This is a genomic window from Glutamicibacter sp. 363 (assembly GCF_052379505.1).
In the GTDB taxonomy this organism is placed as follows: domain Bacteria; phylum Actinomycetota; class Actinomycetes; order Actinomycetales; family Micrococcaceae; genus Glutamicibacter.
Genome location: NZ_JBQSYR010000025.1, coordinates 1 through 14073 on the forward strand (window position 1 = coordinate 1; position 14073 = coordinate 14073).

Sequence of the window (14073 nt, forward strand, 5' to 3'; positions counted from 1 at the left end):
GTCCCCAGACTTTTGCCGAGGGCCCGATTCTCTTCAAAGAATCGGGTCCTCGCATTCTTTAACGGTGAATGACACCAACCCCTTTGGGACATTGTTCTACCTAGCGTAGAATCGATCTGCAGGGTCAAATACTCCAACTGAACGGTAGCTCTTCGTGCTCAAGGACTTCGGCGCCACTCGCGTAATGCGCGGTTGGCTAGCTGCGAGCCTGTGCACCTGGACGGCATTCGCTGCGCACGCACACAGTGCGCCAACGCGAGCCTCGCTCGTGGTGATGGTTTTGATTACCTGCGTCTCGGCGGTCATCGCTACCTCCATGCTTGGCAAGAAATTCAGTTTGCCAGCTACCAGCATCGTAGTGCTGCTCAGCCAAGGGCTCTATCACCTGGCTCTGTCCGTCATGACTCACCATGCGCCGGCCGCATTGCCGATGACTCAACAACATGCCGGGCACCATCACGGTGCTGAGCTGACAGGAAATATCGCATCACAGTACGGTGCCGTGCAGTCCGATTCGATGCTCTACGCCCACATCTTGGCGGCGGTGACCAGCATTGTCGTATTGCATACCGGCGAACAGCTCTTGGCGATCATTGGTGGCCTGCTGACGTTGAGCACGGTGCGCCACATTCTGGCCCGCGCCCGAAGGCTCGTTCCAGAATTTCCGCAGGCACCAGCGACATTCATCGAACCGGTACTGAACCAAATCTCTGTCCTGCTCCGGCTTCCCGCCCGACGCGGGCCACCTTCCAACGTGTTGACCCTCTTCGCCTAAACGAATCAATACGCTTCGATCGTGCACCGAGGTGCACCGATCATTGGAAGGAAAAATCTTGAAAAACCTTACAAGCCAGCAGTCATCCCGCACGCACCTCGTGCGACTTTCGGCCGCCATGCTCGTGGCATTCTTTGCCGTGTTCAGCAGCATTAGCGCCGCTTCGGCCCACGACCAATTGATCTCCTCGGATCCTGCCAGCGGTTCGACAGTGACCGAATCACCGGAAGAAATCGACTTGGAATTCTCCGGAGTATTGCAGCAGCTTGCTGGAGCGGAAACCAGCGTGGTGGCCTTGAGCTCCGAGGACGGGACAAAGATCGCCAGCGAAGCTACGACCGAGGGCACCAACGTCACAGTGGTACCAGAGACGAATCTGAGCTCGGGAGCGTACACGTTGACCTACCGTGTCGCCTCCTCTGACGGACATCCAATCGAGGACAGCATCTCCTTCACCGTAGACGTGGCAGCGGAAGCCAGCGAGACCGCTAGCGCCTCAGCAAACAACGCGCCGGTGGAATCGGAACCCGCAGACCAGCAGCCTGAGCCGATTCAGGAACTCGGCTCACAGGTGAACCCGATTATTTGGGTCGTGCTTGGTGTGGTGATCCTCGGTGCTGCCATTGCGGTACTGGTGAAATTCACTCGCCAGAATAAGTAGGCCGCAGCGCCCCACGCGCAACAGCATCCACCTTTATGAGATCTTCGCAAGGCGAGGTGAGCCAGAGTAATACCGGCTGACCGATCGCGCGCATTTGCGCGCCCGATTCGCCGACCCTGCTGGATCAAGCCTTGCGAGCTAGCGAAAGCTGACACACCAATGAAGTATTTCAAGCTCACCGCCGCTCTTGCCGCGGCCACCACGTTACTGCTGACCGGTTGCGCTCAAGAACCCGCGAGCACAGCACCACAAAGCTCCACCGAGCAGGTGCCGGACACCCAGGCAGAAAATCTGCGAACGAACGAGACCTGGGCTAAAGCCGCCGAGTATGGCATGAGCGCCGCGTTCGGCGAATTGCGCAACGAAGGCGACTCAACGCTGGAACTGGAGTCTGTCACCGATAAAACTCACGGCACGGTGATAGAAATCCATGACACGCAGGACCAAGGCGCCGAAGCGCGGATGGCGCAGCACGAAGGTGCATTGCTCATCAAGCCAGCCGAAGAAGTGGTTTTGGCTCCCGGCGGCACGCACTTCATGTACATGGATTTGAAGACCGAGCTGATTGCCTCGCAAACCTCCACGCTGGAACTGAACTTCAGCGATGGCTCCAGCGCTGAAGTGCAGTTCCCGATACGCAACTTCAGCGGCGCCAACGAAAGCTACCACGGGTCGTCCGAAGAGCATGCTGAACACGAGGGCCACTAGATGGGAGCGGCTAATGTCCAACCGACTAGGCGCGTAGTACTCGGTGGTTCGGCCGCCGCAGCCATTGGCGGCGTCTTTGCGGGCTTCGGCGCTGGGCGCGCTACCGCCGCCGAGAACGGTGGTGCCGAGCCAAAGGCAACCGACGCTGCGCACAACCCGCGATTCCAACCTTTCCACGGTAAATATCAAGCGGGTATCCTCACGGAACCGCAGGCTCATGCGGAATTCCTCGGATTCAACATGCACCTTGACGGGCTGGACCGCTCCGAGCGGATCGAACGGATTCGTTCGATCCTCAAAATGCTGACCGCGGACGCCCAGCGGCTGATGTCAGGTAGGGGAGTGCTTGCGGATACCGAACCGGAAATGTCGCATGCGGCAACCGATTTGACCGTGACGGTGGGAATCGGCCAAAGCATCTTGGATCTTCTCGGGCATGACTCCGCGGTCTTGGGAAAGCTTCCGGCCTTCGCGGGAGAGAAACTCGACGCGCGCTACGGCCAGAGCGATCTGCTCATTCAATGCTGTGCTCAAGATCCGACCGTGCTGCACCATGCGGTACGTGCACTGCGTAAGAATCTACGTGGAATTACCGAACCCGCCTTTGCCCAACGCGGTTTCATGCACGCGGCTCACCCCTTACGCCAAGGCCAGGGATTCCGTAACCTGTTCGGACAGCTCGACGGGATCAACAATCCCACCGGGGAGGCGCGCGAATTAGCGGTGTTTGGCGATGCCCAGGAGCCGAGCTGGATCGCCGGCGGCACCACCTTGGTGCTTCGCCGGATCGAAATGAATCTGGACGAGTGGGACGAGGTGGATCGGGCCGGTCGCGACTTCGCTCTGGGGCGACGGCAAAGCGACGGCTCTCCGCTATCCGGGACGAAGCCAACGGATCCGGTGGATCTGCAAGCGGTCGACGGCATGGGTTTGCCTGCTGTTGCGGCTCATGCCCACGTGGCCAGAGCGAAACCGGAAACGGCTGATGAGGTACTGTGGCGCCGCGGCTATAACTACCACGAGACTCAGAGCTCGGGGTTGTTATTCGCTTCGTACCAGCGCGACCCGAGGCGCAGTTTTGTGCCGGTCCAACACCGCCTGGCGCAAGTCGATGCGCTCAGTGAATGGATTACCCACGTGGGCTCGGCGTTGTACGCAATCCTCCCCGGGGTCGCGGAAGGCAAATATTTGGGGGAAGGCCTATTCTCCCAAATTGAGCAGTAGGAGCACTACCAAGCGGTGAGGCGGTGTGAGATGCACCGCCTCACCGGCCCAAAACCACTACCCGATTCAAAGCCGGGTAAATGCAAGTGAGATGATGGAGAGGTTATGGCCACTCAAACTCCAAAGCCACCGGCGACCAGGTCGGCACCGCAGCAACCCTCCATATCGCGATATCTGCTACCGGCAATCCCGGTTATGGCGCTGGTCTTCCTCGGTGCGGCGCTATTCACCGGAATCGCCGCTCCCAGCGAGCTCGCAGACCCCGGGGCCTTCGTGCGTTGGGCGTTGCCCATCTCCCGAGCGATCCACCACAGCTCCATGGCAATCACTATCGCCGCGCTCATCTTTGCCGCGGTCATACTTCCCCGCAGCACCAAGATCCGGCGCCCCAGCGTCGACGACGTGCGAGTAGAAGTGGGCCAGAGCCATCCGGCTTTCAACCGCGCGATGAACATTGCCGCCGGCGCTGGTGTGGTGTGGACCCTCGCGGCCGCTACCGTGCTGCTGCTGACCTTCTGGGACCTTGCCGGTGTGCCGATGAACCTCGACGCGAGCTATACCGCAGCAATTCTTGACTACATTCTGCAGTTGGCCACCGGCCGGGCCTGGGCTTGGATGATCGTCATCGCGGCGATCACCAGTTCCCTGGCCCTGGCAATTCGTTCGCACACCGGGGTGGGGCTGGCCGCGGTGTTCTCGCTCTTCGGCATTGTCCCCATGGCATTTATCGGCCACGCCGCCGGCGGAGATGACCACTACGGCGCGGTGAATTCCATTGCCCTGCACCTGCTTGCTGTGGTCATCTGGTTCGGTGGCATCGTGGTGCTGGCCTTGCTGTCGCCGACGCTGACTTCTGCCGCCCCCGGACGCTTCGAAACCCGTCCGGTGCTTGCCGGGCTGGTGCTCAGGCGTTTCTCCGCCTTGGCAACGGTCGCCATTGTCTTGATGGCGGGATCCGGTCTGGCCTCTGCAACGATCCGCATCACCGAGCCGGACCAATGGCTTTCGAGCTACGGGCTCGTGGTGATCGCCAAGGTGGGCTTGACTCTGGCACTTGGTTTCCTAGGCTTCATGCACCGCCGAAACGTCATTCCGCAACTGCTGGCCGGGAAACTCACGGCACTCAATGCGGCTTGGCGTGTGGTGCTGGCCGAATTCATCCTGATGGGCGCCACGATGTCGCTGGCTACGGTGCTGGCACGGACCGCTCCGCCCACCGATGACCAGCCCCCGGTGGAGGCCACCCCCGCGCGTCTGCTGACCGGCTATGAACTTCCAGCGCCGCCGACCACTGCCAGCTGGTTCACCGTCTGGCGCCTGGATTGGCTGTGGGTTGCGGCGTGCTTCTTCCTGCTGGCCTTCTACCTCTGGGCGTTTATCATCCTGCGTCGCCGCGGAGATAAGCCAAGCTTCCCGCGGCTGTTCAGCTGGATCATCGGCTTGGTGGTGCTGTTCTACATCACCAGTGGTGCGCTGGCCGTCTATGGCAAGGTGCAGTTCTCGGTCCATATGGTCGACCACATGTCGCTGACCATGATCGCGCCGATCTTCCTGGTGCTCGGAACCCCGATCACCCTGGCCCTGCAGGTGCTTGGTTCACGAACCGATGGAACGCGTGGACCCCGCGAATGGATCTTGTGGGCGGTGCACTCGAAGTATTCGGCTGTGGTCACCCATCCGATCTTCGCCGCGGTGATGTTCGCCGGTTCGATTGTCGTTTTCTACTTCACCCCGATCCTGGAAATCGCGATGAGGTACCACGCGGGGCACGAACTGATGAACGTGCATTTCCTGCTCACCGGCTATATCTTCGCGCTGTCGCTGGTCGACGCGGACCCGATCCCCAAGCGCTACCCGTACCCGATGCGACTGATCGTGCTCCTAGCCACCGTCGCCTTCCATGCCTTCTTCGGAGTGGCGCTGATGGGCAACGAAAACCTGCTGGCTCCGGATTGGTACGGCAATATGGGGCGTACCTGGGGTGGCACCGCGATGGAGGATCAAGTGGTGGGCGCCGGGGCGATGTGGGCCATTGGAGAGGTGCCAACCTTAGTTTTGGCCATGCTCGTGGTGGTTTCCTGGCTGCGCCAAGATAAGAAGGACACCAAACGATATGACCGCCAGGCTGACCGTGACGGAGATGCCGAACTGGCAGCGTACAACGAGATGTTTGCGAAGATGAAGCAGCAAGATGCAAAGGGAGAATATCGTGGCCGCTAAGGTATGGAAGCTGACCGCCGGAATGCTGGCCGGGGCACTGCTATTTTCCTCCTGCTCGGCTCAGGAAACGGGCACCGAAATGCCTGATGACCTCACGCACCAAAAAGCCACCGAGCAACCGAGCGAATCCGCCAAGGATCCAGCACCATCGGACTCCGCGGAAGCCGAACTGACTAAGGCGCAGGTGGTTGCCTCCACCGGTGCGGTGATGGCAGCGACCCTGGGTTTCCCGAACTCACGTCAGATCACCGCGGAAGAGCTCAAGGGCCTCGCGGTCGCCCCGACCGACACGCTGAAGGGTGTGGTCGTGCTGCCCGCGCAGTGCTCGGAACCGGTCGAAGAGCTGAACTGGTCCCCGGCGCAGTTGGGCACCGAGGTTGCGCGCACCGACTTCACCAATGAGGCGCAGAACATTGCCGGATCCATCGAAGTCGCCGAGGTGAAGAACCGCGAGAAGCTGGAGGATCACTACCGCACCGTGTTGGAGATCCGCACCGAATGCGAGAGCGTGAAACTCAATGGACCGGAATACACCGAGACGCTGAAGTTCTCCAGCCCCGGAATATCCGAGGTTGAGTCTCAGTTGTACTACACACGCACCGGAGATTCCGCGAACGCCCGCGAATCGCTGGTGCTATTGCAGAGCAAGGGAGACTATGTGGTGATGGTTTCATTCATGTCCACCGCTTCGCTGGCCGAGCAAGAATTCAACGACGTAGCCAAGACCATCATGGACACCGCGACCGCCCAGCTCTAAACGGCTTAGCATCGCTTCATACTGTTCTGCGGTGCAGGGCTAGTGGCAGATAATTGAAATCTCACTGTCGCATCTAGATAGTGAAGTCGCCTTGAAAGGACAATCATGAGTGCAACTTCCGACTCGGTACGCGCAAACTACAAGGTCAGGGCCAGCGAACTGGTGGGCCGCAACTGGCTGAATACCGGCGGAGAACAACTGAATCTCGAAGCCCTGCGCGGCAAGATTGTCCTTCTGGATTTTTGGACCTTCTGCTGCATCAACTGCCTGCATGTGCTGGACGAGCTGCGTCCGTTGGAAGCGGAGTACTCCGATGTCCTAGTCACCGTAGGCGTGCACTCGCCAAAGTTTGAGCACGAGGCAGACCCGGAGGCGCTCGCCGCCGCGGTGGAACGCTACGAAATCCACCACCCGGTGCTTGACGATCCAGAGCTTGTCACCTGGCAGGCCTACGGCGCTCGCGCCTGGCCGACGCTGGTGGTGCTCGATCCCGAGGGCTACATCGTGGCGCACCTTTCCGGGGAGGGCCATGCCCAGGGGCTGGGCTCTCTGGTCGACGAACTCGTGGCAGAGCATGAGGCCAAGGGAACCCTGCACCGCGGCGACGGACCCTACGTGGCGCCCGAGGCCCGCGAAGGGGATCTGCGTTTTCCGGGCAAGGCAATCGCCTTGGAGAACGGGAACTTCCTGGTCGGCGATTCCGGACACCACCGCCTCGTGGAGCTGGGCAATGACCTGAGCACCGTGGTGCGCACCATCGGCGCCGGGGTCAAAGGCTATGCCGATGGCGATGCGGATACCGCACAGTTCAACGAACTGCAGGGCCTGACCATACTGCCGGCGGAACTCGCCGCGAAGGTCGGCTACGACGTGATCGTCGCCGATACCGTCAACCACCGGCTGCGCTCGGTCAATTTGAGCACCGGGGCGGTCGGAACCGTTGCAGGCAATGGAGTGCAGCGCCTCTTGGACGCGGAGAACGCCCGCCAAGAGCAGCAGCCTACCGAGCTTGGCACCGACGCGTTGAACATCTCGCTGTCCTCGCCCTGGGACGTGCTCTACCACCCCTCGGGCAAGGTCATCATCGCGATGGCCGGCACGCACCAGATCTTCTCCTTCGACCCGGTCACCAGCGCGGTTGATGTCTTCGCCGGCAGCGGCCTGGAAGGCCTGTCCGACGGCAAGCCGCTCGAAGCGTGGTTTGCCCAGTCCTCGGGTTTGACCTTGGACACGAATGACGATGTGTGGATCGCCGACTCGGAGACCAGCGCCCTGCGCCGGTTGGAAATCGACGCGCAGGGCAACGCTGTCGCGGTGCACACCGCGATTGGCGCGGGACTCTTCGACTTCGGTTTCCGCGATGGCGAAGCCGAGCAGGCTCGCCTGCAGCACCCGCTGGGCGTGACCGCATTGCCAGATGGTTCGATTGCGGTGGCCGACTCCTACAATGGTGCGGTGCGCCGGTTCGACCCGGTGACCGGTATGGTTTCGACTTTGGCCAAGGGGCTGAAGGAACCTGCAGACGTGTTGCTGGACGATTCGGTCGACGGGGCCCCGGTGCTGCTGGTTGTGGAGACCAACACCCACCAGCTGATCCGCATCCCGGTTCCTGCCGAGGCGCTAGTGGTAGACGAGGGCGCGAGCCAGACCCAGCGTCCCAAGACCAAGGTGCAGTCCGGGAACCACGAGATCCTGGTGCGTTTCGCGGCGCCGAAGGGCCAGAAGCTCGATGACCGTTGGGGCGACCCGACACAGCTGAAGATCTCCGCCAGCCCCGAAGAGCTGATCCTCGAAGGTTCCGGTACCTCGGTGGGGCTGACGCGCACCTTGGTGCTGAACCCTGAAATTGCCGACGGCGTCCTGCATATCACCGCACGTGCAGCGGCCTGCGACGGCGAGCCCGGCGGCGAGATCCCAGATCATGCCGCGTGCCACCTGTACCAGCAGGATTGGGGCATCCCGGTAGAACTCGATGCCGGCGGCGATAACGAATTATTGCTTGATCTGCGCGGCGTGAACTAGCAATCATGCACTCAGCTCGGGGCGCGCCAAGTATGACTTGGTGCGCCCCGAGTATTTAAGTGACAGGAAATTGAGGAAACCTCACCAATTTTTCGGTACCCGGTCGCTAGACTGGATGCCGACGGGAGGAGTCGAAACATCTGGTGTTCGGCTAATTAATTCGTGGCAAATAAGATGTTCCGGGCACTGGAAGTGCCGAACTATCGTTTATGGGTTATCGGTGCGCTCGTTTCAAATATCGGCACCTGGATGCAACGTGTGGCCCAAGACTGGCTGGTGCTCACCGAGCTGACCGATCATGACGGGGTGGCCACCGGTATTACCACCGGCCTGCAGTTCCTGCCCATCTTGCTCCTCGGGCCCTACGCAGGCCTGGTTGCCGATCGGTATGACAAACGCAAGGTCCTGCTCGCCACCCAGACCTTTATGGGCCTCTGCGCGCTGGTGCTGGGCACCTTGGTCATCACCGGAACGGTTCAGCTGTGGCATGTCTATGTGCTGGCCACCCTGCTAGGCATCGGATCGGCCTTTGACGCCCCCGCCCGTCAGGCATTCGTCTCCGAGATTGTGCCCGGCACCCATCTGACAAACGCGGTGGCGTTGAACAGCGCCAACTTCAACCTTGCCAGGCTCGCGGGACCGGGCATCGCCGGTGCGGTGATCGCCTTGGTCGGGACCGGCCCGGCCTTCCTGCTCAACGGTTTGTCTTTCTTGGCGGTGCTGTTCTCGCTGAGCACCATGAAAGTCTCCGAACTGAGCCAGTCCAAACCCGTGGCTCGCGCCAAGGGGCAGGTGCGTGAGGGATTCAGCTACGTTAAAAACCGTAAGGACCTGCTGCTGATCTTTGCCATGGCTTTTGTCATTGGCACCTTCGGGCTGAACTTCCAGATGACCAACGCGATGATGGCCGCCGAAGTGTTCGGGGTGGGCGCCGCAGAATACGGAATCCTGGGCAGCATTATGGCGGTCGGCACCTTCGCCGGCGCCTTGCTGGCGGCACGCCGCTCGAGGCCACGCTGGCGTTTCGTGATCGGTGGCGGCATCGCCTTCGGTGCGACCGCATTGCTCTCGGCGTTCATGCCGCACTATCTGCTCTTCGCCGCGAGCCTGGTCCTCGTCGGGTTGAGCGCGCTGACCTTCCTCAACAGCTGCAACACCATGGTGCAGACCTCCGTCTCGCCACAGTACCGGGCCAGAGTTCTGGCGCTTTATCTGATGGTGGTGCAAGGCGGAACGCCCCTAGGCGCCCCGCTGGTGGGTTGGCTCGCCGAGCTGCTGGGCGTGCGCGCAGCAGTGGCATTCGGCGCGGTGCTTTCGCTGCTGGTCAGCGTCGTCGCTCTGCTGGTTTGGCAGCGCTTCCGTCCCGACGCGGTGCCATTGCGCACCCAGTTCAGAGAACTCGTACCGGTTCGCAAACGACGAGGCTAATCCGGACTTATTCCTCGGTGCCTGCTACCGGAACCACGCTGACTTCGGAGGTGCTGGTGGTCAGCTGGGCGGTGAAGGAGAACTGCTCATTCACGGTCTTCTTCTCCAGCGTTCCGGTACGCAGATCCTGCTCGGTCAACGACAATTTTGCGGTCACTTTCAACGGGCTGAGCACCCACGCGCCATTGTAATAATTGACTTCAATGGTCGGGTACTTCGCGATGGACCACTCGATGGTCTCGGGGTTCACCCGTGAGGGGGTGTGATAGGCGAAGGGGCAGCCCGAAGGCATCAGCACCTGCTGCGCGGCGCATTCATTGAGGTAGGTGCGTACCTTGGAGTTGACCTGAGCAATAAATTCCTTGGTCGGCTGCGTCTTCAAGGAAATTTCCACCGGTTCCTTGGCAGGACCGGTCACCACGACTCCACGGGTGTCGGCCTCGAAGTTCTTGGTGCTGAAGCTCGCGTCGGTAATCGAGGGGTAGAACACCGGCAGGGTGCTCACCCCCTTGACCAGAGGGATCTTCTGATCATTGACGGCGACCTCGTTGACGGTATTGGCCTTGACCCGCACCGTAGGGAGCATCACCGGTTCAAAGGACCACTGGTCGAAGAACAGCCAGGACTTGCCGGTGCGGCGCAGGGTATAGGTGGATTCCTGTTCGACACCGTCGGCCTTGTACTTGGCGGTGACCGTATGCAAATCCGGGTCGTTCTCGGAAGAATCGGCCTTCTGCGCGTCGAATTCGGTAATCCCCGCTTGGGTGCGTTTGAGCACCTCACCGTCGAGTGCCACGGCGTCGCCCTGGGGAACTTGGGCACCCATTAGGCCAAGTGCCTCGGCGCCTTCACCGGCAAGCAGATGCTTGTGCAACGACTCGACCGCGTGCTCTGCTGAGAACAGCGTGCGGTTGGCAACGAGGGCGCTAGTTACCGCCAGTGCAACGATGATGATGGCCGCAGTTGCCCAGCGCAGGGCGAGGCGCGGCACGGAGATACGAGATTTCATTATTAATCAGGCTAGCGGGTTTCCGTTCAGAGGTTGTAACTCAACGGCGGCGGCGTCGGCGTTTTGTGCCGAACATTCCGCGGAGCATTTCGCGCCCCACCATTTTCGCCGCGTCCATTGCGAAGTCCATCAGCGGGTTGACTTGATTGTTTGAAGAATCGTTGGGGCGCTGTGGGGGCGCGGAGGATGACGACGGTGATTTTGTACGTGACGAAGACGGCGGCGTGGATTCAACCGGTGGCTGTTCCGCCGGGCTCTGCGAACTGGGCGGTACCGAAGTGGGCTTGCCAAGAATTGAATCTGCGATCCGGCGTGCTTCGGCATCGACATCTTGCGCGTCCGATGATCCGGAACCTGGCGCCGCAGCCGGGGGTGCCGACTCTGCGGCCGCCGGTTGGCCATTGAGCATCTCCATGGCCGAACGCCTATCGACCGCCGTGGCGTATTTTGCTGCCAGCTCAGAAGCCTGGATCAGCGAAGCCTGGGTTTCCGGGGACGGAGGACCGATGTGTGAGCCCGGCGAGGTGAGCTTGGTCCAAGCCACCGGCGTCGGCGCACCGCGTTCATTGAGCACGGTAATGACCGCTTCGCCAACACCGGCCTGGGTGAGAGCCTGGCGCAGGTCCAGGGGACCAGCAGGGAAAGTCTTGATAATCGCCTTGAGTGCTTCACCGTCCTTGGGCGTGAAGACGCGGACGGCATGCTGTATCCGGTTGCCGAGCTGTCCGAGGACCTCGTCGGGCAGATCCGCGGGCGATTGCGTGACAAAGAATAGGCCAACACCCTTGGAGCGAATGAGGCGGACGGTCGAAATGATCGCATCGATGAAGGCCTTGGAAGCGTCTTTGAACAGCAGGTGCGCCTCGTCGAGGAAGAAGACGAGCTTTGGCTTATCCAGATCGCCGGCTTCTGGCAAGTCATCAAAGAGATCGGCAAGCAACCACATCATGAAGGTGGAGAACAGCAGCGGCTGGCGATTCAGCGAGGGCAGTTCCAGGCAGCTGATGATGCCGTTCCCGGCCTCGTCGAAACGCAGAAAGTCATCGGTATCGAATTCGGGCTGGCCGAAGAATTTATCCAGGCCCTGTGACTGCATGATGGTCAGTCCGCGCAAGATGACTGCGGCCGTTGCGGCGGGAACTCCGCCGAGACCTTCGAGGTCCTGCTTGCCGTCATCGCTGAGCAAGAAATTAAAGACCGCTTTGAGATCCTTGAGATCGTCCATGGGCAGCTCACGCTGGTCGGCGTAGTGGAAAACCAACTGGAGGCACTCCTCCTGCGTCTCATTGAGTTCCAAAACGCGTGCAAGCAGGATCGGGCCGAAAGAATCAATGGTGGCACGCACCGAAAGCCCGTCGGTGCCCTCGCCAAGGGTCAAGAATTCCACCGGGTTCGCTCGTGCGGTGAACTCGTGGCCAATACCTGAAAGGCGTGCGGTGAGTTTGTCGCTGGGCTCTCCCTGCTGGGCCAGACCGCCCAGGTCGCCTTTGATATCGGCTAAGAAAACCGGCACGCCCTGAGCGCTGAGCTGCTCGGCCATCACCTGCAGGGTGACGGTCTTGCCTGTGCCCGTAGCGCCGGCAATGATGCCATGGCGGTTCAGCATTCGTAAGGGAACACGAACTTGTGCCTCAGGCTCCGGCGTTCCAGCGACAATTGCAGCGCCAAGCTCCAAGCCTGCGCCGTCGAAGGCGTAACCAGCTCGAAGCTGCGTGATGATCTCCTGCGAGGTACTTTCAACCATGCACATAGCCTACGCATCGCGTGAAGCTATCGGGAGAACGGCACGTAAAAATTCGTAGAAGACTTAGAAGGGATGCAAAAGCCGCTGCATAAAGGCCTTGGTGCGATGATGCGAGGGATTACCGAGAACCTGGGCGGCCGGCCCGTGTTCGACCACAACTCCACCATCCATGAACACCACGGTATCGGCCACATCACGGGCAAAAGCCAGCTCGTGGGTGACTAGCACCATTGACCAGCCCTCCTGAGCCAACTCCTTGATCACGGTCAGCACCTCGCCGACAAGTTCCGGATCCAGGGCGCTGGTTGGCTCGTCAAAGAGCAGCAGGTCCGGCTGCAGCATCAGCGCCCGTACGATGCCCACGCGCTGCTGCTGACCGCCGGAGAGCGAAGAAGGATAAGCCGCGGCCTTCTGTGAAAGTCCGACGCGCTCCAACAGTTCATTGGCTCTAGCCATCACCTCTTCGCGGGGCCGGCGCTGCACCTGCAAGGGGCCAATGGTCACATTTTGCAGCACCGTGAGATGGGGGAACAAGTGGTGACCTTGAAAAACCATCGCTGAGCGATCGCGGAGCACCTGGGCTTTCTTGGTCGGCAGCCCAGGGACAAAATGCACCTCGGGGCCACCGGCAAATGCTACGACTCCTTGATCCGGATTTTCCAGGCCGTTTAAGCAACGCAGTGCGGTAGTTTTGCCCGAACCAGACGGTCCAATGAGTGCTACAACCTCACCGGAATGCACAGTAAAATCTATGCCGCGCAGAACCTGATTGCTGCCGAATGCCTTGTGCAGCCCGGTGACGTTGAGCAAGGGGGTGGTATTCCTAGGCGACATACTTTTCAAGCCTGCTTTCCATGCGGTCCTGGATTGCCGAAAGGATCAGGCAAATGACCCAATAGATGGCTGCCGCTTCGAGATATAGCAGCATGAATTCATAGGTGGTAGCGGCGATTTCCTGGGCGCGCCGGAACATCTCGGTCACCAGAATCATCGATGCCAACGAAGTGTCTTTAACCAGCGAAATGAAGGTGTTCGACAGCGGCGGTACTGCCACACGCGTCGCCTGCGGCAAGATGAGCCGATACAGGGTGCGCGTACGGGACATCCCAATGGTGTAACCGGCCTCCCACTGCCCACCAGGCACCGACAGGATTGCGGCGCGGATGATTTCCGCGGCATAGCCTCCGACGTTGAGGGTGAATGCCAAAATGGCCGAAGGCCAAGGATCAATGGTGACTCCCAAGGAGGGCAAGCCATAGAAGATCACGAACAATTGGACCAATAACGGGGTGCCGCGGATGATCGAAATATAACCACGGGCAATTCCGGAGACCAGCTTGTTCGCGCTGATCCGCATCAGCGCGACCATCAACGCCAACGCCAAGCCCAGGCTGAAACTGATCAAGGTCAGGGGAATGGTGGCCATTAATGCGCCGCTGACCATCGGCCACAGCGAATCCAAGGCTAGCTGCCAGAGTGAATCCATTTGTTCTCTTCCCGTCCTAGACAGCGGACACTGGCCCAA

12 protein-coding genes are annotated in these 14073 nt (G+C 60.5%); 8 read left to right on the top strand and 4 right to left on the bottom strand.

The window, feature by feature from the left end:
- The first annotated feature begins 184 nt into the window (after positions 1–184).
- From ACT3UA_RS14605 to ACT3UA_RS14640, 8 genes are all read left to right on the top strand, one after another.
- Positions 185–775 carry a hypothetical protein gene (locus ACT3UA_RS14605; RefSeq protein ID WP_096283272.1) on the top strand — a complete coding sequence of 197 codons (591 nt, stop codon included), beginning with the start codon at positions 185–187 and terminating at the stop codon, positions 773–775.
- 58 nt (positions 776–833) lie between these two features.
- Positions 834–1436, top strand: a complete 603-nt coding sequence (locus ACT3UA_RS14610) for a copper resistance CopC family protein (RefSeq protein ID WP_096283273.1) — start codon at positions 834–836, stop codon at positions 1434–1436.
- Positions 1437–1595: 159 nt separating this feature from the next.
- Entirely contained in the window at positions 1596–2144 is a 549-nt protein-coding gene (locus tag ACT3UA_RS14615) for a copper chaperone PCu(A)C (RefSeq protein ID WP_444617088.1), read from the top strand.
- On the top strand, positions 2145–3368 hold the full coding sequence (locus tag ACT3UA_RS14620; RefSeq protein WP_444617090.1) for a Dyp-type peroxidase: 1224 nt from the start codon (positions 2145–2147) through the stop codon (positions 3366–3368).
- A 105-nt stretch (positions 3369–3473) separates the two neighbouring features.
- On the top strand, positions 3474–5588 hold the full coding sequence (locus ACT3UA_RS14625) for a cytochrome c oxidase assembly protein (protein WP_444617092.1): 2115 nt from the start codon (positions 3474–3476) through the stop codon (positions 5586–5588).
- Entirely contained in the window at positions 5578–6345 is a 768-nt protein-coding gene (locus ACT3UA_RS14630; protein ID WP_096283277.1) for a hypothetical protein, read from the top strand. The genes ACT3UA_RS14625 and ACT3UA_RS14630 overlap by 11 nt, the downstream gene beginning before the upstream one ends.
- 105 nt (positions 6346–6450) lie before the next feature.
- A complete protein-coding gene (locus ACT3UA_RS14635; protein WP_096283278.1) occupies positions 6451–8367 on the top strand; it encodes an NHL domain-containing thioredoxin family protein in 1917 nt (638 codons plus the stop codon).
- 174 nt (positions 8368–8541) lie between these two features.
- Positions 8542–9795, top strand: a complete 1254-nt coding sequence (locus ACT3UA_RS14640; protein ID WP_105553289.1) for an MFS transporter — start codon at positions 8542–8544, stop codon at positions 9793–9795.
- A gap of 7 nt (positions 9796–9802) precedes the next feature.
- On the opposite strand, the gene ACT3UA_RS14645 is transcribed toward ACT3UA_RS14640, so the two are convergent.
- The 4 genes from ACT3UA_RS14645 to ACT3UA_RS14660 form a co-directional block, all read right to left on the bottom strand.
- Positions 9803–10804: a hypothetical protein gene (locus ACT3UA_RS14645; protein ID WP_096283279.1), complete on the bottom strand. Its 1002-nt coding sequence runs from the start codon at positions 10802–10804 to the stop codon at positions 9803–9805.
- A 40-nt stretch (positions 10805–10844) separates the two neighbouring features.
- Positions 10845–12548, bottom strand: a complete 1704-nt coding sequence (locus ACT3UA_RS14650; protein ID WP_444617095.1) for a helicase HerA-like domain-containing protein — start codon at positions 12546–12548, stop codon at positions 10845–10847.
- 63 nt (positions 12549–12611) lie between these two features.
- A complete protein-coding gene (locus tag ACT3UA_RS14655) occupies positions 12612–13382 on the bottom strand; it encodes an amino acid ABC transporter ATP-binding protein (RefSeq protein ID WP_096283281.1) in 771 nt (256 codons plus the stop codon).
- Positions 13372–14034 (bottom strand): amino acid ABC transporter permease, encoded by a 663-nt coding sequence (locus tag ACT3UA_RS14660; RefSeq protein WP_096283282.1) that lies wholly within the window; start codon positions 14032–14034, stop codon positions 13372–13374. The genes ACT3UA_RS14655 and ACT3UA_RS14660 overlap by 11 nt, the downstream gene beginning before the upstream one ends.
- Between the last annotated feature and the right edge of the window lie 39 nt (positions 14035–14073).

Coding starts and splice junctions, on each gene's coding strand:
- ACT3UA_RS14605 (WP_096283272.1), top strand. CDS start 185: ATGCGCGGTTGGCTAGCTGCGAGCCTGTGCACCTGGACGGCATTCGCT.
- ACT3UA_RS14615 (WP_444617088.1), top strand. CDS start 1,596: ATGAAGTATTTCAAGCTCACCGCCGCTCTTGCCGCGGCCACCACGTTA.
- ACT3UA_RS14620 (WP_444617090.1), top strand. CDS start 2,145: ATGGGAGCGGCTAATGTCCAACCGACTAGGCGCGTAGTACTCGGTGGT.
- ACT3UA_RS14625 (WP_444617092.1), top strand. CDS start 3,474: ATGGCCACTCAAACTCCAAAGCCACCGGCGACCAGGTCGGCACCGCAG.
- ACT3UA_RS14635 (WP_096283278.1), top strand. CDS start 6,451: ATGAGTGCAACTTCCGACTCGGTACGCGCAAACTACAAGGTCAGGGCC.
- ACT3UA_RS14640 (WP_105553289.1), top strand. CDS start 8,542: ATGTTCCGGGCACTGGAAGTGCCGAACTATCGTTTATGGGTTATCGGT.
- ACT3UA_RS14645 (WP_096283279.1), bottom strand. CDS start 10,804: ATGAAATCTCGTATCTCCGTGCCGCGCCTCGCCCTGCGCTGGGCAACT.
- ACT3UA_RS14650 (WP_444617095.1), bottom strand. CDS start 12,548: ATGGTTGAAAGTACCTCGCAGGAGATCATCACGCAGCTTCGAGCTGGT.
- ACT3UA_RS14655 (WP_096283281.1), bottom strand. CDS start 13,382: ATGTCGCCTAGGAATACCACCCCCTTGCTCAACGTCACCGGGCTGCAC.
- ACT3UA_RS14660 (WP_096283282.1), bottom strand. CDS start 14,034: ATGGATTCACTCTGGCAGCTAGCCTTGGATTCGCTGTGGCCGATGGTC.